Raw genomic sequence first — 19,528 nt, 5'->3', positions numbered from 1 at the left:
GACCATGATCGGACTTGAGCACTATCTTACCGTCGCGACGACGCTGTTCGTCATCGGCATCTTCGGTCTCTTTCTGAACCGCAAGAACGTCATCATCCTGCTTATGAGCATCGAATTGATGCTGCTGGCGGTAAATATCAACCTCGTGGCGTTTTCCAGCTTTCTCGGCGATCTGGTCGGGCAGGTGTTCACGCTGTTTGTGTTGACCGTGGCCGCGGCCGAGGCGGCGATCGGGCTGGCTATTCTGGTCTGCTTCTTCCGCAACCGCGGCACTATTGCGGTTGAAGACGTCAACATGATGAAGGGGTAAGGGATCATGGAAACCACAATCCTCTTTGCCCCGCTCGTGGGCGCGCTGATCTGCGGCTTTGGCTGGAAATTCATCGGCGAAAAGGCCGCGCTGTGGACGGCCACGGGCCTGCTGTTCCTGGCCTGTCTGCTGTCGTGGATCGTCTTCTTCAGCTTTGATGGACAGACCCAGCAGATCGAGATCATGCGCTGGATCGAAAGCGGCTCGCTGTCGACCTCGTGGGCCATTCGTCTGGACCGGCTGACCGCCATTATGCTGATCGTGGTCACTACGGTGTCGGCGCTCGTGCACCTTTATTCGTTCGGCTACATGGATCACGACCCGCAGTGGCGCGAAGGCGAAAGCTACAAGCCGCGCTTCTTTGCCTATCTGTCCTTCTTCACCTTCGCCATGCTGATGCTGGTAACGGCGGACAACCTGGTGCAGATGTTCTTTGGCTGGGAAGGCGTGGGCGTCGCATCCTACCTGCTGATCGGTTTCTACTACCGCAAACCTTCGGCCAATGCGGCGGCGATGAAAGCGTTCATCGTCAACCGTGTGGGCGACTTCGGCTTTGCGCTGGGGATTTTTGCGCTGTTCTTCCTGACCGACAGCATCAACTTCTCGGATATCTTTGCTGCCGCACCCCAGCTGGCGGAAACGCAGCTGACTTTCCTGTGGGGCGAATGGTCTGCGGTCGAGGTCGTCTGCGTGCTGCTGTTCATCGGTGCGATGGGCAAATCTGCGCAGTTGATCCTGCACACCTGGTTGCCGGACGCGATGGAGGGCCCGACGCCCGTGTCGGCGCTGATCCACGCCGCCACCATGGTGACGGCCGGTGTGTTCCTGGTTTGCCGTATGTCGCCGCTGATGGAGTTCGCGCCGGGTGCGACCGGGTTCGTCACCGTGCTGGGGGCCTCGACCGCGTTCTTTGCCGCGACCGTGGGTCTGGTGCAGACCGACATCAAGCGCGTGATCGCCTATTCGACCTGTTCGCAGCTGGGCTACATGTTCGTGGCCGCGGGCGTGGGCATGTATTCGGCGGCGATGTTCCACCTGTTCACGCATGCCTTCTTCAAGGCGCTCTTGTTCCTTGGTGCGGGCTCGGTGATCCACGCCATGCATCACGAACAGGACATGATGAACTATGGCAACCTGCGCAAGAAAATCCCCTATACCTTCTGGGCGATGATGATCGGCACGCTGGCCATCACAGGCGTCGGCATCCCGCTGACCACGATCGGCTTTGCCGGCTTCCTGTCCAAGGACGCCATCATCGAAAGCGCCTATGCCGGCGGGTCGGCCTTTGGCTTCTGGGCGCTGGTGATCGCCGCCGCGATGACCTCGTTCTATAGCTGGCGCCTGATCTTCCTGACCTTCTATGGCGAGGAGCGGGGCGACAAGCACACGCATGAGCACGCGCATGAAAGCCCGATGGTCATGCTGGTGCCGCTGGGTGTTCTGTCGCTGGGCGCCGTGTTCGCGGGCATGATCTGGTACAACAACTTCTTCGGTCACGCCGATCAGGTGGGCAAGTTCTATGGCATTCCGGTTGCCGAGGCGCATGCCGAGGCCGGTGACCATTCCAAGGCCGATGATCATGGCGACGACACGCATGCCACAGAATCTCATGACGACGAAGCTGCGCACGGTGACAAGGCCAAGGGCGGCGACCACCACTATGCTTTTGTTGGCAAACCGGGCGAGGGCGCGCTGTACATCGCGCCGGACAACCATGTTTTGGACGACGCGCATGCTGCGCCGAAATGGGTCAAGATCTCGCCATTCATCGCAATGGTTCTGGGCTTTGGACTGGCCTACCTGTTCTACATCGTGAACCCGGCGCTGCCGAGCCGCCTGGCCGAGAACCAGCGTCCGCTGTACCTGTTCCTCAAGAACAAGTGGTACTTTGACGAAATTTACGACGCGATCCTTGTCAAACCGACCGTGGCCCTGGGCCGGTTCCTGTGGAAGGGCGGTGACGGCAAGGTGATCGACGGTTTCCTGAACGGAGTAGCAATGGGCGTCGTTCCCTTCTTCACCCGCCTCGCAGGCAAGGCACAGACGGGCTACATCTTCACTTACGCCTTCTGGATGGTTCTGGGCATCGCAGCCCTGGTCACCTGGATGTCGATCGGCGGAGGCGCACACTGATGGACAATATCCTATCCATTGTCACATTCATTCCGGCCATTTCCGCCGGTCTGATGGCGCTGTTCCTGCACGGGAAGGATGCGGCAGCTCAAAGCAATGCCAAGTGGATCGCGCTGGTAGCAACCACGGTCACCTTTCTGGTCTCGATCGGTATCTATACCGAGTTCGACCCCTCGAACACCGGCTTTCAAATGGTGGAAGAGGGCGAATGGCTGATGGGCCTGAAATACAAGATGGGCGTGGATGGCATCAGCGTTCTGTTCGTGCTGCTGACCACCTTCATCATGCCGCTGACCATCCTGGCCAGCTGGAACGTGACCGACCGGGTCAAGGAATACATGATTGCCTTCCTGCTGCTGGAAACGCTGATGCTGGGCGTATTCATGGCTCTGGACCTGGTGCTGTTCTACCTGTTCTTTGAGGCCGGGCTGATCCCGATGTTCCTGATCATCGGGATCTGGGGCGGCAAGGACCGGATCTATGCCAGCTTCAAGTTCTTCCTCTATACCTTCCTCGGCTCGGTTCTGATGCTGGTGGCGATGGTGGCGATGTATGCCGACGCTGGCACCACCGACATTGCCGCGCTGATGACGCACCAGTTCTCGTCCGAGAGCTTCAGCGTGCTGGGCGTCCACATCGTCGGCGGCATGCAGACCTTGCTGTTCCTCGCGTTCTTCGCGTCCTTCGCGGTGAAGATGCCGATGTGGCCCGTGCACACCTGGCTGCCTGACGCCCACGTTCAGGCGCCGACGGCGGGCTCGGTCGTGCTGGCGGCGATCCTGCTGAAGATGGGTGGCTATGGCTTCCTGCGCTTCAGCTTGCCTATGTTCCCCGTCGGCTCGGCAGTGATGACCGATCTGGTCCTGTGGCTGTCGGCCATCGCCGTGGTCTACACCTCGTTGGTGGCGCTGGTGCAGGAGGACATGAAAAAGCTGATCGCCTATTCCTCGGTCGCGCATATGGGTTTTGTGACCATGGGCATCTTCGCCGCCAACCAGCAGGGCATCGACGGGGCGATCTTCCAGATGCTCAGCCACGGTTTCATCTCGGCCGCGCTGTTCCTTTGCGTTGGCGTGATCTATGACCGGATGCACACCCGCGACATCGAGGCCTATGGCGGCCTGGTGATCCGCATGCCGGCCTATGCGCTGGTGTTCATGCTGTTCACCATGGCAAATGTGGGCCTGCCGGGCACCAGTGGGTTCATCGGCGAATTCCTGACGCTGATGGGCACTTTCCAGGTCAACACCTGGGTGACAGCAGTGGCGGCCAGCGGTGTGATCTTCTCGGCAGCTTATGCGCTGTGGCTGTATCGCCGCGTGGTCTTTGGCGACCTGATCAAGGAAAGCCTCAAGTCGATCACCGACATGAGCACACGCGAACGCCTGATCTTTGCGCCGCTGATCGTCATGACCATTCTGCTGGGGGTCTACCCGTCGCTGGTTACGGACGTGATCGGCAATTCGACCGCCGCGCTGATTTCGAACTATGACACGGCTCTGGCCGCGGCCGAGGCCGCGACCCAGGTCGCCTCGCACTAAGGGAGCTTTGGAGACATGATCCAGGCTGATCTGATTGTAATCCTGCCGGAAATCATTCTGGCGATCTATGCGATGGTGGCGCTGATCGGGGCGGTCTACACCTCGAAAGACGCGCTGGCCCCCGTGCTGATCTGGGGCACGGCGGGACTGATGGCCGTGTTGGCCTTCTGGATCGCGGCAAACGGTGAGGGCACGAACGTAGCCTTCAACGGAATGTTCGTCGATGACGGGTTCTCGCGCTTTGCCAAGGTTGCCATCCTGTTGTCGGCGGCCGCGGTTCTGGTCATGAGCCAGGACTATATGGCGCGCCGCAATATGCTGCGGTTCGAATATCCCCTGCTGGTGGCGCTGGCAGCGGTCGGCATGATGATGATGGTCAGCGCGGGCGATCTGATGTCGCTATACATGGGGCTCGAGCTGCAGTCTCTCTCGCTGTATGTCGTGGCCGCGCTGCGCCGCGACAGCGCCAAATCGACCGAGGCGGGCCTGAAATATTTCGTGCTGGGCGCGCTCAGCTCGGGCCTGCTGCTGTTCGGGGCGTCGCTGGTCTATGGCTTCTCCGGGACCACGCTGTTTTCGGGGATCGTGTCTACGGTGCATCATGGCGAGGTCTCGGTCGGCCTGCTGATCGGGCTGGTTCTGCTGATCTCGGGGCTGGCGTTCAAGGTGTCGGCCGTGCCGTTCCATATGTGGACGCCGGATGTCTACGAAGGCTCGCCCACGCCGGTCACGGCGTTTTTCGCCACTGCGCCCAAGGTTGCGGCCATGGGGCTGTTCGCGCGGGTGCTGCATGACGCCTTTGGCGGCGCGGTCGCCGACTGGCAGCAGGTGATCGTCCTGCTGTCGGTCCTGTCGATGCTGTTGGGCGCCATCGCGGCCATCGGTCAGCGCGACATCAAGCGGCTGATGGCCTATTCGTCGATTGCACATATGGGCTATGCGCTGATCGGTCTGGCGGCGGGCACGGCGCTGGGGATCAAGGCGATGCTGATGTATCTGGCGATCTACGTGACCATGAACATCGGCACCTTCGCCTTCATCCTGATGATGGAGCGCGACGGCAAGCCCGTGACCGACATCGACGCTCTGCGCCAGTTTTCTAAGCGTGACCCGGGCAAGGCGCTCGCCGTTCTGATCCTGATGTTCAGCCTGGCGGGTGTGCCGCCGATGCTGGGTTTCTTTGCCAAGCTGGGCGTCTGGCAGGCCGGTGTCGATGCCGACCTGATCGGGTTGGTCATCGTTTCGGCCATCTCGTCGGTCATCGGTGCGTTCTATTATCTACGGATCGTGTTCTACATGTATTTCGGGGACGAGAACGAAGACCCGATCGACACTCGGTCGTCGCCCGTTCTATGGGCGGCGCTGATGGGGTCGGCGGCGCTGATGTTAATCGGCGTATTCTATCAGTTCGGGATCGAGGGCGCGGCCACCGCCGCCGCGGCAACGCTTGTCAACTGATCTGCTGTCCGTACGAAACAGAGGGGCTCGGTCGCAGGACCGGGCCTTTTTGCGATGAGTGACTGGCCCACGGGATACGGCCTGCACGTCGTGCAGGAGGTGGACAGCACTTTGAACGAGGCCGCCCGTATCGCGCCCACCGCAACCGGGCCGGTCTGGATCATGGCGCATCACCAGACGGCCGCGCGCGGACGCCGGGGCCGGGTCTGGGCCAATCCCAAGGGGAATTTGGCCGCAACCTTGCTGATGCGCCCCGAAGGCAACCCGGAACAGGCGGCGCTGCGCAGCTTTGTTGCGGCGCTTGCGCTGTTCGATGCCGTGGTCTCGGTGACCGGGCGGGCGGCGGGGATGTCGCTGAAATGGCCCAATGACGTGCTGCTGAACGGCGGCAAACTGGCGGGCATTCTGCTGGAAAGCACGGGGCAGGGGCGCGGCGTGTCGCATCTGGCGATCGGCATCGGGTTAAACCTGGCTGACGCGCCCGCGCCCGATACCGTCGAGCCCGGAGCGCTGCGACCGGTCTCGCTGCTGTCGGAAACCGGCGCTCAGGTCCTGCCCGAGGATTTCCTGACGGAACTGGCCGCCGCCTATGCCCGATACGAGGCGCAGTTCACGACCTATGGATTCGAGCCCATCCGCACGGCCTGGCTGTCTCGTGCCGCAAAGCTGGGCGAGGTCATCACGGCCCGTACCGCCACGTCCGAGACCGTCGGAACCTTTGAAACGGTGGACGCGGGCGGCAACCTTGTCCTAAACACCGCCAAGGGCCGGGTCAGCATTCCGGCGGCAGACGTCTATTTCTGAAAGGGGCGCAGATGCTTCTGGCCATTGATTGCGGCAATACCAACACCGTGTTCTCGATCTGGGATGGCGAGAAATTCCTGTGCACCTTGCGCACCTCGACCCACCATGCGCGCACGGCCGATGCCTATTTCACCTGGTACTCGACTCTGGTGAAACATTATGGGATCGAGGCCGACATTACCGATGTCATCATCGCCTCGACCGTGCCGCGGGTGGTGTTCAACCTGCGCGTCTTTGCCGACCGGTTCTTTGGATGCCGGCCGTTGGTCGTGGGCAAGCCCGATTGCCTGCTGCCGGTTCCGCCGCGGATTGATGAAGGCACGATTCCCGGCCCGGACCGGCTGGCCAATGCCGCGGGTGCCTTCGACCGTCATGGCGGCAACGTCGTGGTGGTGGATTTTGGCACCGCCACCAATTTTGACGTGGTCGCGGCTGATGGCGCCTATGTCGGCGGCGTGATCGCGCCGGGGGTGAACCTCAGCCTCGAGGCGCTGCACCAAGGCGCTGCCGCGCTGCCGCATATCGATGTGTCGCGGCCCGACAAGGTGATCGGTACGAATACGGTTGGCTGTATCCAGTCGGGCGTGTATTGGGGATATTCCGGCCTGATCGAAGGCCTGATCGCCCGCATCAAGGCCGAATACGGCATGCCGATGAAGGTTGTCGGAACCGGCGGCCTTGCCCCGCTGTTCGATCAGGCCGATGTGGGCTTTGACGCAATTGAAGATGATCTGACGATGCACGGTCTAACCGTGATCCATCGCTACAACAAGGAAAATGGCTCGGCATGAGCAGTGAACGACTGATCTATTTGCCGCTGGGCGGCGCGGGTGAAATCGGCATGAACGCCTATGTCTACGGATATGGCGCGCCCGGCGAGGAACGGTTGATCCTGGTCGATCTGGGCGTGACATTCCCCGACATGGACACCACGCCGGGCGTCGACCTGATCTATGCCGACATCTCGTGGCTGAAAGAACGCGCCGACCGGCTCGAGGCGATTTTCATCACCCACGCACACGAAGACCATGTCGGCGCCGTGGCGCTGTGCCATGAAATGCTGGGTGCGCCGATCCATGCGCGGGCGTTCACCGCCAACATCGCCCGCAAGAAGATGGAAGAGGCCGGCCACCCCGAGGATGCGGTGCGCACCGTCTCGGCCTGGCCCGAGCAGGTCAAAGCCGGGCCTTTCACCGTGGGGTTCCTGCCGGTGTCGCACTCGATCCCCGAAAGCGCCGCGCTGGTGATCGACACGCCCGCCGGGCGCATCGTGCATTCGGGTGACTTCAAACTGGACACGACCCCCGTGGTCGGCGAGCCCTTTGACGAGGCCCTGTGGGCCGAGGTGGCAAAACCCGGCGTCAAGGCGCTGGTCTGCGACAGCACGAACGTGTTCTCGACCCATCCCGGCCGGTCGGAATCCGAGGTCGGGCCCGCCATCACTCAATTGGTCGAGCAGGCCAGCGGGATGGTCGTGGCAACAACCTTCGCCTCGAACGTGGCGCGGGTGAAAACTCTCGCCGAGGCCGGCCACCGGGCCGGGCGGTCGGTCGTGCTGCTGGGTCGGGCCATGCGGCGGATGATCGAAGCGGCCACCGAAACCGGGATTCTGACCGATTTCCCGCGCGTGGTCAGCGCCGAAGAGGCGTTGGACCTGCCGCGCCAGAACCTGATGCTGATCGTCACCGGCAGCCAGGGGGAACGCCGTGCGGCCAGCGCACAGCTGGCGCGTGGCAAATACCGGGGGATCGAGCTGAAAGAGGGCGACCTGTTTCTGTTTTCATCCAAGACCATTCCGGGTAACGAACGCGGCGTGATCCGCATCATGAACCAACTGAGCGAGAAAGGCGTGGACGTCGTCGATGACAGCAATGGGCTGTATCATGTATCCGGCCACGCCAACCGCCCGGATCTGGAACGGGTGCATGCGCTGATCGACCCGCAGGTGGTCATCCCGATGCATGGCGAACACCGGCACCTGCGCGAACATGCCAAGCTGGCCGAGGCCGGTGGACGGGCCGGTGTGCTGGCCGTCAACGGCACCATGCTGGACCTGTCGGGGAACGCGCCGCAGGTGGTCGACTATGTCGAAACCGGGCGCACATATCTGGACGGATCGGTCAAGATCGGGGCACTGGACGGTGTGGTGCGCGACCGCATCCGCTTGGCGCTGAACGGGCATGTGATCGTGACCGTCATCCTGGACGAAGACGACGAGCCCCTGGGCGAGCCCTGGTGCGATACGATGGGCCTGCCTGAAACCGGCGCGTCGCGTGCCGGGCTGGTCGAGGTGCTGGAAGAGGACCTGAATCAGTTCCTGATGCGGGCCGACGTCAAGACGCTGCGCGACGACGACAAGCTGGAAGAGGCCATGCGCCGCATCGTGCGCCAAAGCGCCCAGATCGAGATCGGCAAGAAGCCCGAAGTGACTGTGGTGATCAGCCGGATGAAGTGATCTGGCCTCAGCCCGTTTCGGGCATCGGGCGGCCTTTGAGACGCTGGAACAGGCTGGCTTCCTCGTTGTTGAGGAAGAAGGGCACCGAAGCTGGCGGGGCCGGGTCGGTGACCCGTGCTTCGACCTCGGCCAGCACCACCTCGGTGATGAAGGGCAGGTCGAAATCGCGGGCCTGATCCAGCGGGATCCACTGCAGGTGCGACAGCTCGTCAGAGGCTTGGCTGAAGTCGTCCGGATCGTTGGCGATGGCGTCAGCATCCACCAGAAAGAACCGCGCGTCGAACCGGCGCGGCCGGCCCGGTGGCGTGACTGCCCGGAACACGAACTGCAAGGGCTGCGCCGAAGGCAGGAACCCGCGCTCAGCGAAGCTGATCCAGTCCTGCGGGGCAGGTCCGGGCCATTGCCCGGGAACCCCCAGGATCAGGCCGGTTTCTTCCCACAACTCGCGGATCGCGGCTGCCGCCAATGCTGTCTGCAGGCCGTTGGGGGCCTGATCGGCCAGGCGTTGGTGGCAGATATTAGGCAGGGGCGCGGCCAGCGGCACACGGGCATCCTCGGGGTCGACCGCGCCGCCGGGAAACACGAACTTGTTCGGCATGAAGGCCGCGGCTGCGCCGCGCTGGCCCATCAGGATCGCCGGCTTTTCATGGCGATCGCGCAGCACGATCACGGTTGCTGCGTCGCGAATGGCAGATTTGTCTACGGTCATGTTCGGATCAAGCCCGCGGCCAAATCATTTCGAGTCGCCGAACCCGTGCATTCGCCGAGCCCATTGAAACCCGACGACTGCTCCCTTGAGTCGCGGCAGCAGATACAAGGACAACGCCACACAGCCCACCGAGAACATCAGCGCCATGGTCAGCGGGTCCGGCCGGAAGTGGACATAGGACACGTGCAACGCCGGGGCCAGCAGGTGGCCGACGATCAGGATCGTCAGATAGGCCGGGCCGTCATCCGCCCGGTGGTGGAACAGGTCCTGACCGCACTCGTTGCAGGTGTCATTCACCTTCAGATAGCTGTGCAACAGCTGCCCTTTGCCGCAATTTGGACATTTGCAACGGAACCCCTTTACCAAGGCCGGCCAAGTTGGCCGATCGTCATGGGCCATGATTTCCACAGTTTGGTCTGTCATCTTGATACTCGCGCTCGGATTTGGATGAATATTGCGCTTGTTTGGGCCGCCCGGAAAGGGGGGTGCGTCGCTTTGCGCGTGCCGTTTCCGAATATATGACCCCGCAATCCGAATTTTTCGACAAAAAATTTTCGTCAGCGCGACGGAAACCCCACGGCGCGGCGTTTGAACAGATGTAAGCAGCGGCACAGGGCCGCGGCAACATAAGGGAACCGAGCAATGAAAAGCGCAAAATTCATCTCTGCCATCGTTCTGTCTGCGGCTGCGATCACCGGGACATCGGCTCTGGCGAAAGGTCCGCGGGATCATGCCCCCATCAGTTTCCAGGACCTGGACGCGAACGGTGACGGCCAGGTGACCAAGGCCGAGATGGAAGAACATCGCACGCAAAAGTTCACCACGATGGATGCAGATGGGGATGGCAAGCTGAGCGTCGAGGAAATGCAGGCCGCGGCACAGGCCAAAGCCAACGCGCGCGTGACGGACATGTTCGCGCGTCATGATGCCGACAAGGACGGCTTTTTGACCGAGGATGAGTTGCCCAAGCCGCGCCGGGCTGACAAGATGTTCGACCGGATTGACGCGGACGGGAACGGCTCGCTGTCCGAAGAGGAGTTCGCGGATGCGCAGCACCGTATGGGACGACCACACAGGAAAGGTGGTCGCCCGGGCGCAGACAACAAGTGATGTGGGATGGAGGATCTGACCTCCTTAGCGCAAAAGTTCCGCGGCGACCGGGTCGCCGCGGAAGACCTGAGCGACGAGCGGTTGCTGAGGTTGTTCGCCGATGGCGACGCGGCGGCGGCGCGGGTGCTTACCGATCGGCTGGGGCCGCGCTGTTTCTCGGTGGCCTTGCGCATGTTGAACAACCGCGCCGAGGCCGAAGACGTGACCCAAGAGGCGATGATGCGCCTTTGGAAGGTCGCGCCGGATTGGGTGCCGGGGCAGGCAAGGGTTTCAACCTGGCTGTACCGGGTGACCCTGAACCTGTGCATCGACCGGCGTCGCAGAAAGTCGGCGGACGCGCTCGACGGTACCCCTGAACCCCAGGATGACAGCGCGGGCGCTGTCGAACGGATGCAGCAGAAGGCCCGGTTGGACGCCCTGAACGGGGCCTTGGCGCAATTGCCGGAACGCCAGCGTCAGGCAGTGATTCTGAGGCATATCGAAGAATTGTCGAACCCCGAGATTGCCCAGATCATGCGAATCTCGGTCGAAGCGGTGGAAAGCCTGGTGGCGCGGGGAAAACGGACGCTGACAGCAATCCTGTCGGGTCGACGAGAGGAGTTGGGATATGACGACTTCAGATAATGACACGGATCTGGACCTGCTGTTCGCCGAGGCGCGGCGGAGCAGCCCTGAATTGCCGGACGATCTGGCCGTTCGCATCCTGACCGATGCCGAGGCGGTACGTCTTGAACGGTCGCGACCGGCCGTGCCCGCAGACCGTGGTCTGATCCGCAGCCTGTACGACGGGCTGGGCGGGTGGCAGGGTCTGGGCGGGCTGATGGCTGCAAGCGTCGCAGGGGTCTGGGTGGGGTTTGCCGCGCCCTCGTACCTGCCTGATCCGGCAAGCTACTTCGTATCGCAGGACACATCCTACTTGGTGGCGAATATGGGGTTGGAACCCACCTTTCTGGAGGAATTGGAATGACCGAAACCGTCAAGCAACCGCGCCGCTGGATGACCATTCTTCTGGTGGCCTCGTTGGGTCTGAACCTGTTGGTTGCCGGTGTGTTGCTGGGCGCCGTCCTGCGGTTCCGTGGCGATCATGTCGATGTCCCCCCAGGGTTCGGGCCGGCTCTGTTCCGGGCTCTTCCCGAAACTGACCGAAAAGCCTTGCGAGATGAATTGTTCGATGAGCACAGGCGCGGGTCCAGGCAACGCGCCCAGGATTTTGCCGAGCTGGGCGAAGCCCTGCGCGCAGTTCCTTTCGATCCGGTCTTGGTCGAGAACGTTCTGAAAGAGCAGGCGGCCACAACTGCCCTGATCCAGTCGAACTTACAGAAAAAATGGCTGTCGCGTGTGACGAAAATGACCGACGCCGAGCGGAAGGCCTATGCCGATCGTCTCGAACAGGTGGTCAAGGATCGACGCTCGCGCAAGCCCGGTCGCGAACACTAGCCCCGTCAGGCGGCGCTCAGGCTCACTTGGTTGCGACCAGACCGTTTGGCGGCGTAGAGGGCTTGATCGGCGCACTTGATCAGACTGAGCGCTGCGCCGGGACCCTCAGCAATCGGATTGGTGTGTGGGTCGCACAGTTTCAGGCCGACGCTGACTGTAACGGTCAGCCGCATGGGCACATCAGGCAGGACAAAAGGCGTGGCAGAAATGCGGGTGCAGATCTCGTCCGCTTTTCTTTTGGCCTCGGCCTCGGTGGTGTCGGGCATCCCGATCAGAAACTCTTCGCCGCCGATCCGGGCCAAAAAGGCGCTCGCGCCCAGGCTGCGCTTCATACGCTTCGCGGCCTCGATCAAAATCTGATCGCCGGCAGCATGGCCGAACCGATCATTGATCGATTTGAAATGATCCAGGTCGGCAAGCATGATCGCATAGCTCCGGCCGGTTTCCCTGGATCGCGCCATGATCCGGGCCAGAGCAGACAGTGCGAACCGGCGGTTGTTCAGCCCGGTCAGAGGGTCGATCAGAGAGTCTTCCAACCCGCGCCGAAGCGCCGCCCGCATGTGATCGTCCTGCGCTTTTCGCGAGATCAGCGCGCCGATCCGCAGCGAAACCTCGTGCGCGCAGAACCCGCCCATGCAGATCGCGTCGGCGCCCCGGTCCAGCGCGTCGGCGGCAAGAGCCGCGTTGTCATCCGCGATGACGCCGATCACCGCGGTCTTGCGGGTACCGTTGCGTGACTTGAGGTCGGTCAGAAGGTTCAAGCCCTGAGCGTCGCGATCCAGGTCCACGACGATGACGTCCGGGATCGAACCCGACAGCAAGCCGCGCAGGTTGGGAATGGTGTGGGCCGAGATCGTCTGACCGGATAGCTCAGCCAGCGCGCGGCGCCATATCGCACCCCGTGAAGCCGAGCGAGCCAGAACGGCGATCCGGTCGGTGCGGGTACGCGCGACAAACGGGTCGGGCGCCTCGGAAAAGCCGATGGATTGCACGTCATTCCTGCCGCGCAGGTCCTGCGTTTCGGCGCGTGCACGCAGCAGGCTGCGGACCCGCGCCAATAGGTATGTGTCCTTGAAGGGATACGGCAGAACGTCGTCGAGCCCGTCCGAAAGGGCGCGCAACCGGGCGGTCTTATCATTGTGCTGCGCGATCGCGACGACGGGAACATCACGAAGCTGTGGATCGCACTGGACCAGTTTCTTCACCTCCGATGCGGTGCCGTCCGCCAATGTCATCGCCGTCAGAACCAGATCGGGCTGTACACGCCGCACCAAGGCGGGCAGGCCAGCCAGCTTGTTGCCCTGCGCCACCTGATACCAGGCAGCCGTCAGCTGCACCTTTAGCATGATGCGATTGGTCGAGACCCCATCAAGAACCAGGATAGTTCCCTGCACGGACATGGCTTTCACCGTTGGTTGAATGTGTTGCCAAAGTGTTTATGACTCTGGTTAACAAACCCTTTCCAACTGCCGCCGTTCGAGAGATTTATGACGATATCCTTCGAAAATGCCGAGACGCTGGCGTTGAATGCGCTGGGTTGGCTTGCCGGCAATGACGATTTGCTGCCAGTTTTTCTGGGTTCGACGGGGGCGTCGATCACAGATCTTCGTGACCGCGCTGCAGAGCCTGAATTCCTGATGTCTGTGCTCGAGTTTCTGATGCTTGACGATTCGTGGGTCATGGCGTTCTGTGACGACAATTCCGTGCCCTATGACAGTCCGGCGCAGGCCCGGACGGCCCTGGCGGGAGGGGCCGATATTCACTGGACGTGACCGGGCCTGAATCTGGAGAAAACGACATGCAGATCGAAGCCCTGGTGTTCGACAAAGACGGAACTCTGTTCGACTTTGCGGCCACTTGGGGTGCGTTCGGCGCGGCTGTTCTGCGGCGGCTGGGCGGCGGCGACGACGCGCGCGCCGCGCGGTTGGGCGAGGCGATCGGATTTGATCCGGTGCGCGGTACCTACGCGTCCGACAGCATCGTGGTCGCGGGTACGATCGACGAGATCGTGGATGTACTGGCCCCGCAACTGCCCGAATGGTCGCGGGCCGGTCTGATCGAGATGCTCAATGCCGAATCCGCAGGCGCGACGCAGGTCGAAGCGGTTGCCCTGGCCCCGTTTCTGCGCGGTCTGAAACAGGCCGGCAAAAGGCTGGGCGTTGCCACGAATGACGGCGAGATGCCTGCACGGGAACACTTGGCTTCGGTCGGGGTCAGTCATCTGTTCGATTTCGTTGCGGGTTATGACAGCGGCCACGGCTTCAAGCCCGCTCCGGGCCAGTTGCTGGCCTTTGCCGAACATATCGGCGTTGCGCCGTCGCAGACCGCCATGGTTGGTGACAGCCTGCACGACATGCAGGCCGGTCGGGCAGCCGGCATGACGACGATCGGTGTGCTGACGGGCATGGCCTCGGCGCAGGACCTGGCGCCTCTGGCCGATGTGGTTCTGCCGGATATTGGGCATATTCCGGCCTGGCTGGGGATTTGACCGGAACGGGCGCCAAAAAATCGGCGTTTCATGATTTGAAACCGACCATCTCTGTCGCAGACAGAGCGGCTCAACGGCCGACTTCGGGGCTTGCTTGAGAAAAGCCATCGCCGGAGGACCACATGGCCGACACCAGGACTCAGAGGCGCCGCAGCGGCGGGCGCGCAGGTGCCGCCGCCCGCAGGGGCGCCGCCGTCATCGACCAGATGCCGTGGAACCCGCCGATCAATATAGACCACCCTACTGAACCGCTGCCGCCCGAGGGAGTCGAAGCCATCCATGACGGCGCGATGCGCATTCTCGAGGAAATCGGGATCCAGTTTCTGAACGAAGAGGCCATCGCGATCTTTCGTCAGGCCGGTTGCGCGGTCGATGGCGATATCGTGCGGATGGGCCGCGACTTTGTGATGGAGATGGTCGGCAAGGCGCCGCCCACCTTCACCATCACGCCACGCAACCCGGACCACACGATCGAGATCGGCGGCAAACGGCTGCTCTTCGGAAACGTCTCCTCGCCGCCCAACTACTGGGACATGGAAATCGGCAAGAAGGTGCCCGGCAATCGCGAGATGTGCCGGAACCTGTTGAAGCTGACGCAGTATTTCAACTGCATCCACTTCGCAGGCGGCTATCCGGTCGAGCCAGTGGACATCCACGCCAGTGTGCGACACCTGGACGTGCTGTACGACAAGCTGACGCTGACCGACAAGGCCATGCACGCCTATTCTCTGGGCAAGGAGCGGGTCGAGGACGTGATGGAGATGGTCCGTATCGCCGGCGGCCTCAGCCACGAGGCGTTCGAGGCGACGCCCCGGATGTACACCAATATCAACTCGACCTCGCCCCTGAAACATGACCACCCGATGATCGACGGCTGCCTGCGGCTGGCGCGACGGGGGCAGGCGATCGTGGTGACGCCGTTCACGCTGGCCGGGGCAATGGCGCCGGTCACGCTGGCCGGTGCGGTGGCGCAGTCGGTGGCCGAGGCACTCAGCGCGATCGCCCTGTTCCAGTATGTTCGCCCCGGCATTCCTTGCGTGATCGGCACCTTCACGTCGAATGTCGACATGAAGTCCGGGGCACCGGCCTTTGGAACGCCGGAATACATGCGCGCGACACAGATGACCGGCCAGATGGCGCGGTTCTATGGGCTGCCTCTGCGGTCTTCGGGGGTATGCGCCGCCAACGTACCGGACGGGCAGGCGATCTGGGAGACCTCCAATTCTCTTTGGGCAGCGGTTCAGTCGGGGACCAACATGGTCTATCACGCCGCCGGCTGGCTGGAGGGCGGACTGATCGCCAGCCCCGAAAAGTTCATCATGGATTGCGAGATCCTGCAGCAGATCCAGCGCTACATGCAGCCCGAACTGTGCGCCACGGGCCCGGATGAAATCGCACTGGATGCGATCCGGTCGGTCGGCAACGATGGTCACTTCTTTGGCATCCAGCACACGCAGGACCGCTATACCACGGCCTTCTATCAGCCGTTCCTGAGTGACTGGAAGAACTATGAAGGCTGGGAGGCCGCCGGCGGCATCTGGACCGCCGAGCGCGCGCACCTGCTGTTCAAGGAGATCATCGGCAGTTTCGAAGCGCCCCCCATGGATGCGGCCATCCGCGAGGAACTGGCCGATTTCGTGGCCCGACGCAAAGCCGAGGGCGGGGCGCCGACGGATTTCTGAACACTCTGCATTCGTATCAGGTTAAGATTATTCTGCATTTGCAGAAACTTGGCCGCGCGGATTCGACCTTTGTTAAGATTTCTGGGCTGTGATCGGACTCATACCAAGTCTGAGGCTGTTCATGCACGGATTGATAAACAAGGCCATTCAGTCGTTTGTCTGTGCGACCTACGGGCGCGAGTGCTGGCTGCGTGCCACCGCGGTGGCCGAGCTTGGCTTCGTCGAGTTCGAGGCCATGCTGGTCTATGACCGCGACAAGTCCTATCGCCTGCTCGATGCGCTGTGCGCCGAATTGAAGCGTGCGCGCGACGAATTTCTCGAGGATCTGGGCACCTATCTCGTGTCTCACCCCAACATGGAGGGGTTGCGGCGTCTGTTGCGGTTTGGCGGCGTCACCTATGTGGAATTCCTGCACTCGCTGGACGATCTGTCGGATCGGGTGCGCCTGGCGGTGGCCGATCTGACGCTGCCCGCTCTGGAATTGATCGAGTGTTCGCCCAACGAGTTCGAACTGCACTGTCAGCCCGGGCTGGACGGCTATTCCTGCGTCCTGACCGGCCTTTTAAGGGCGATGGCCGATGACTACGGCGCGCTGGTGTTTCTGACGCGCACTGGCACGAATGAAAAGGGAATCGACATCATTTCCATGACCCTTGTCGAAAGCGCATTCGCCGAGGGCCGAAATTTCGATCTGGGGGCACCAAGCTGATGTTGGATCACGATCAACTGGGGGTGTTGTTGGGAACCCTGTGCCCCATGTTCGTCCTGCTGGGTGGCGACGGAACCATCCGCCAGGCTGGGCCGACCCTGCAAAAGCTGCGTTCTGACCGGCCGATGCCGGGGCGCGCTTTCCTTGACGTTTTCGATCTGGTTCGCCCCCGGTCCATTACGTCGTTCCGCGACCTGATGGCAAGCGAAGGTGTGAAACTTTCGGTGAAATTTCGCGACGAGCCGCGAACGGCGCTCAAGGGCCTTGTCTCGCCGTTGCCGACAGGCGGGGCGGTCATCAACCTGTCATTCGGAATCTCGATCCTGGACGCGGTCCGCGACTATGCGCTGACAAGTTCGGACTTTTCGGGCACCGATCTGGCGATCGAACTGCTCTACCTGGTCGAGGCAAAATCGGCCGCTATGGAGGCGTCACGGTCTCTGAACCTGCGGTTGCAAGGCGCAATGCTGGCGGCGGAGGAGCAGGCCTATACCGACACCTTGACCGGTCTCAAAAACCGACGGGCAATGGACCACATTCTTGAACATCTCGTGTCCAGCAAGGCGACTTTTGCGCTGATGCACCTGGACCTCGATTTCTTCAAGGCCGTGAATGACGAACTGGGGCATGCGGCCGGCGACTACGTACTGAGCGAAGCCGCGCGGATCATGTTGGAAGAAACCCGCAACGACGATACGGTGGCCCGCATCGGCGGGGACGAGTTCGTACTGATCTTCCGTGGTCTGTCTGACCGAGACGTCCTGCAGCGCATCGCGGAACGGCTTATTTCACGGCTTCAACAGCCGATGGACTATCAGGGCCAGACCTGCGCTATTTCCGCAAGTATCGGCACCGCGCTCAGCGCGCAGATCCCGTCGGTGATGCCGGCCAACATTCTCAACGCAGCGGATATGGCCCTGTACGAGGCCAAGCGCAGCGGCCGAGGCTGTCACCGCTTCTATTGCGAGCAGGAAAAGGCCGGGCACTGAGCGCGGCCGGTTTCACCGCGTGACCTCGGCCTCCAAGACCTTGGCAATGCGGTGTTTGACGGCACCCAGTTCACCGACGACTGGCAGTTGCAGCCCGCGGAAACCCGCGCGAGCCAGCTCGGTCGGCACATCGTCCAGAACATGTCCGCCCGTACAGGCAAAGAACGGTAGGCACAGCGCGGTTTCGCGGGTGCCGCGGGCGGCCTCGGATATCGACGGCGCCTCTTCCACAAAACCCGTTCGAACCGACTGGAAAGATATCAAACCGGCCAGTTTGTCTGCAAAGCTGTTGGCAACAACCGACGGGTTGCGGCTGCGGCCTGACCCGTGTGCGGCGATCACCAGGTCCGTCTCGGCCGCTCGCCAGCCGCGCTGGTCCAACTGCTCGGACAGGGCCGTGGCCACGATCCGGGGCAAGTCCGGGTCGGTTCCCAGCGGGTCGAGTATTCGCACATCGCGGCCGTCCACACGTTTGGGCAGGGCGCTGGTCACGAACCAGCCTTTCGCCATGAACAGCGGATAGATCGCCACTGCGTCGGTCAGGCCGTCCAGAACCTGCTCCAGCGCCCCCGGCGCGGCCAGCGTGGCCGAGGTTACATGGACCTGATCCGTCAACTGGTCGATTTCGTCGGCGAGCCGCGCCAAAGCCGCCTCGGCCGGAGCCGGATCCGAGGGTTGCCCGTGGGCGACGATGACGGCGTTCAGCATTGCGGTCTCCTGTCTTGCTCGGGGTTATGTGCGGCGCGCGACGTCGAAGTCAATCCGGCCTCAGCCCAAAACCACCAGCCACATCCAGACCGTCAGGATCGACGCCGCGGTTCCTATCAGCACGGACGAGGCGGCGACGCGTTTTGCGCGCCCATAGATGTTGGCAAAAATATAGGCGTTGAACCCCGGCGCCATCGCCGCGTTCAGAACGCCCGAGCGGAACAGGTCCTGCGGCAGGGCGGTCGCAGTTCCGAACAGCCAGACGAGGCTGGGATGCAGGATCAGCGACACGCAGCAGACATAGCCGATGGTCCGCAGATCGCCCTCGGGGCGATACATGACCAGCACGCCGCCCAGCGCGAACAGCGCGCCGGGCAGGGCAGCGCGGGTGATCAACCCCAGAGCCTCGTCCACGACCGCCGGGATGGCCAGACCCGTCAGGTTCACAATGAACCCAAGCGTGATGCCCAGGATGAGGGCGTTCTTGAACATCGCCGACAGGACGGACCGGACCATACGCAGGCCGCCTTGGCCGCGATTGCGGATGAACTCCATGACCGAGATGCCGACGCAGTAGCAGAACGGCGAATGGAAGGCGATGATGGCATAGTTACCGGTCAGGTTGTTCGCGCCATAGGCGCGCTCGGTGATCGGCAGGCCCAGCAGGACCGAGTTCGAGAACAGGCAGCAGAAGCCGATCGCCACGCAGTCTTCCCATTCTCGCCCGAAGATGAACCGGGCGCCCAGCATGCCCGCGACAAAGCACAGACCCGCGGCCGAATAGAAGCTGCCCAGCAATCGTGGGTCGAAGCTGGCGCTCAGGTCCAGATGGGCGATGGCCAGAAACAGCAGGCACGGGATTGCAAAGCCTTGGGTGAATTTCATCAACCCGTCGACATGGTTTTCCTTGAAATAGCCCAGGCGGGTCGCAGCATATCCGGCGCCGATGACTAGGAAGACTGGTAAAATGACGTCGATCAGGCTTTGCAGCATCT

At 62.3% G+C, this 19,528-nt stretch carries 21 protein-coding genes; 16 read left to right on the top strand and 5 right to left on the bottom strand.

Going from position 1 to position 19,528, the window contains the following annotated elements; translation table 11 throughout:
- The first annotated feature begins 4 nt into the window (after window positions 1-4).
- The 7 genes from nuoK to AC2FMD_RS00265 are packed head-to-tail and all read left to right on the top strand — an operon-like array spanning window position 5 to window position 8,701.
- Entirely contained in the window at window positions 5-310 is a 306-nt protein-coding gene (gene nuoK, locus AC2FMD_RS00295) for an NADH-quinone oxidoreductase subunit NuoK (RefSeq protein ID WP_171096971.1), read from the top strand.
- A 6-nt stretch (window positions 311-316) separates the two neighbouring features.
- Window positions 317-2,443: an NADH-quinone oxidoreductase subunit L gene (gene nuoL / locus AC2FMD_RS00290; protein WP_496794535.1), complete on the top strand. Its 2,127-nt coding sequence runs from the start codon at window positions 317-319 to the stop codon at window positions 2,441-2,443.
- Complete coding sequence (locus AC2FMD_RS00285) at window positions 2,443-3,984, top strand: NADH-quinone oxidoreductase subunit M (protein WP_496682807.1); 1,542 nt, start codon at window positions 2,443-2,445, stop codon at window positions 3,982-3,984. Before nuoL ends, AC2FMD_RS00285 begins: the two co-directional genes overlap by 1 nt.
- A 15-nt stretch (window positions 3,985-3,999) precedes the next feature.
- The gene (nuoN, locus tag AC2FMD_RS00280; RefSeq protein WP_496742790.1) at window positions 4,000-5,442 is read left to right on the top strand and encodes an NADH-quinone oxidoreductase subunit NuoN; all 1,443 of its coding nucleotides are present in this window, start codon (window positions 4,000-4,002) and stop codon (window positions 5,440-5,442) included.
- Window positions 5,443-5,496: 54 nt separating this feature from the next.
- Complete coding sequence (locus AC2FMD_RS00275) at window positions 5,497-6,246, top strand: biotin--[acetyl-CoA-carboxylase] ligase (protein ID WP_496742789.1); 750 nt, start codon at window positions 5,497-5,499, stop codon at window positions 6,244-6,246.
- An 11-nt stretch (window positions 6,247-6,257) separates the two neighbouring features.
- Window positions 6,258-7,037: a type III pantothenate kinase gene (locus AC2FMD_RS00270; protein WP_496686135.1), complete on the top strand. Its 780-nt coding sequence runs from the start codon at window positions 6,258-6,260 to the stop codon at window positions 7,035-7,037.
- The gene (locus tag AC2FMD_RS00265) at window positions 7,034-8,701 is read left to right on the top strand and encodes a ribonuclease J (RefSeq protein WP_496742788.1); all 1,668 of its coding nucleotides are present in this window, start codon (window positions 7,034-7,036) and stop codon (window positions 8,699-8,701) included. Before AC2FMD_RS00270 ends, AC2FMD_RS00265 begins: the two co-directional genes overlap by 4 nt.
- 7 nt (window positions 8,702-8,708) lie before the next feature.
- On the opposite strand, the gene AC2FMD_RS00260 is transcribed toward AC2FMD_RS00265, so the two are convergent.
- Together AC2FMD_RS00260 and AC2FMD_RS00255 are read right to left on the bottom strand one after the other, a co-directional pair.
- Window positions 8,709-9,410: an NUDIX hydrolase gene (locus AC2FMD_RS00260; RefSeq protein ID WP_496686140.1), complete on the bottom strand. Its 702-nt coding sequence runs from the start codon at window positions 9,408-9,410 to the stop codon at window positions 8,709-8,711.
- Window positions 9,411-9,434: 24 nt separating this feature from the next.
- The gene (locus AC2FMD_RS00255) at window positions 9,435-9,833 is read right to left on the bottom strand and encodes a DUF983 domain-containing protein (protein ID WP_496686141.1); all 399 of its coding nucleotides are present in this window, start codon (window positions 9,831-9,833) and stop codon (window positions 9,435-9,437) included.
- Between the two features lie 219 nt (window positions 9,834-10,052).
- Here AC2FMD_RS00255 and AC2FMD_RS00250 point away from each other — a divergent pair, with 219 nt between their 5' ends.
- From AC2FMD_RS00250 to AC2FMD_RS00235, 4 genes are read left to right on the top strand one after another with little or no spacing between them, the layout of a single operon-like run.
- On the top strand, window positions 10,053-10,520 hold the full coding sequence (locus AC2FMD_RS00250; protein WP_496742787.1) for an EF-hand domain-containing protein: 468 nt from the start codon (window positions 10,053-10,055) through the stop codon (window positions 10,518-10,520).
- A gap of 6 nt (window positions 10,521-10,526) precedes the next feature.
- Window positions 10,527-11,144, top strand: coding sequence for an RNA polymerase sigma factor (locus AC2FMD_RS00245; protein ID WP_496742786.1), 618 nt, complete (start codon window positions 10,527-10,529; stop codon window positions 11,142-11,144).
- Window positions 11,128-11,487: a hypothetical protein gene (locus AC2FMD_RS00240; RefSeq protein ID WP_496686148.1), complete on the top strand. Its 360-nt coding sequence runs from the start codon at window positions 11,128-11,130 to the stop codon at window positions 11,485-11,487. Before AC2FMD_RS00245 ends, AC2FMD_RS00240 begins: the two co-directional genes overlap by 17 nt.
- On the top strand, window positions 11,484-11,957 hold the full coding sequence (locus tag AC2FMD_RS00235) for a periplasmic heavy metal sensor (protein WP_496742785.1): 474 nt from the start codon (window positions 11,484-11,486) through the stop codon (window positions 11,955-11,957). Before AC2FMD_RS00240 ends, AC2FMD_RS00235 begins: the two co-directional genes overlap by 4 nt.
- A 5-nt stretch (window positions 11,958-11,962) precedes the next feature.
- On the opposite strand, the gene AC2FMD_RS00230 is transcribed toward AC2FMD_RS00235, so the two are convergent.
- Complete coding sequence (locus AC2FMD_RS00230; protein ID WP_496742784.1) at window positions 11,963-13,357, bottom strand: diguanylate cyclase; 1,395 nt, start codon at window positions 13,355-13,357, stop codon at window positions 11,963-11,965.
- A gap of 87 nt (window positions 13,358-13,444) precedes the next feature.
- Between AC2FMD_RS00230 and AC2FMD_RS00225 the strand changes: the two genes are divergently transcribed.
- The 5 genes from AC2FMD_RS00225 to AC2FMD_RS00205 all read left to right on the top strand — a co-directional run bounded on the left by AC2FMD_RS00225 (window position 13,445) and on the right by AC2FMD_RS00205 (window position 17,825).
- Entirely contained in the window at window positions 13,445-13,729 is a 285-nt protein-coding gene (locus tag AC2FMD_RS00225) for a DUF3572 domain-containing protein (protein WP_496686154.1), read from the top strand.
- A gap of 26 nt (window positions 13,730-13,755) precedes the next feature.
- Entirely contained in the window at window positions 13,756-14,445 is a 690-nt protein-coding gene (locus tag AC2FMD_RS00220) for an HAD family hydrolase (protein ID WP_496742783.1), read from the top strand.
- Window positions 14,446-14,567: 122 nt separating this feature from the next.
- Window positions 14,568-16,127 carry a trimethylamine methyltransferase family protein gene (locus tag AC2FMD_RS00215; RefSeq protein WP_496682772.1) on the top strand — a complete coding sequence of 520 codons (1,560 nt, stop codon included), beginning with the start codon at window positions 14,568-14,570 and terminating at the stop codon, window positions 16,125-16,127.
- Window positions 16,128-16,248: 121 nt separating this feature from the next.
- Window positions 16,249-16,836, top strand: a complete 588-nt coding sequence (locus tag AC2FMD_RS00210) for a heme NO-binding domain-containing protein (RefSeq protein ID WP_496686162.1) — start codon at window positions 16,249-16,251, stop codon at window positions 16,834-16,836.
- Window positions 16,836-17,825, top strand: coding sequence for a diguanylate cyclase domain-containing protein (locus tag AC2FMD_RS00205; RefSeq protein ID WP_496682766.1), 990 nt, complete (start codon window positions 16,836-16,838; stop codon window positions 17,823-17,825). Before AC2FMD_RS00210 ends, AC2FMD_RS00205 begins: the two co-directional genes overlap by 1 nt.
- Before the next feature lie 12 nt (window positions 17,826-17,837).
- On the opposite strand, the gene AC2FMD_RS00200 is transcribed toward AC2FMD_RS00205, so the two are convergent.
- Together AC2FMD_RS00200 and AC2FMD_RS00195 are read right to left on the bottom strand one after the other, a co-directional pair.
- The gene (locus tag AC2FMD_RS00200; RefSeq protein ID WP_496682765.1) at window positions 17,838-18,533 is read right to left on the bottom strand and encodes a CbiX/SirB N-terminal domain-containing protein; all 696 of its coding nucleotides are present in this window, start codon (window positions 18,531-18,533) and stop codon (window positions 17,838-17,840) included.
- Between the two features lie 60 nt (window positions 18,534-18,593).
- Complete coding sequence (locus AC2FMD_RS00195) at window positions 18,594-19,526, bottom strand: AEC family transporter (protein ID WP_496742781.1); 933 nt, start codon at window positions 19,524-19,526, stop codon at window positions 18,594-18,596.
- Between the last annotated feature and the right edge of the window lie 2 nt (window positions 19,527-19,528).

The sequence above is a fragment of the Ruegeria sp. BHSC276 genome, assembly GCF_059612945.1.
The sequence above is the reverse complement of the archived record's forward strand: the minus strand, read 5'-3'. Positions and strand labels throughout refer to the sequence as shown.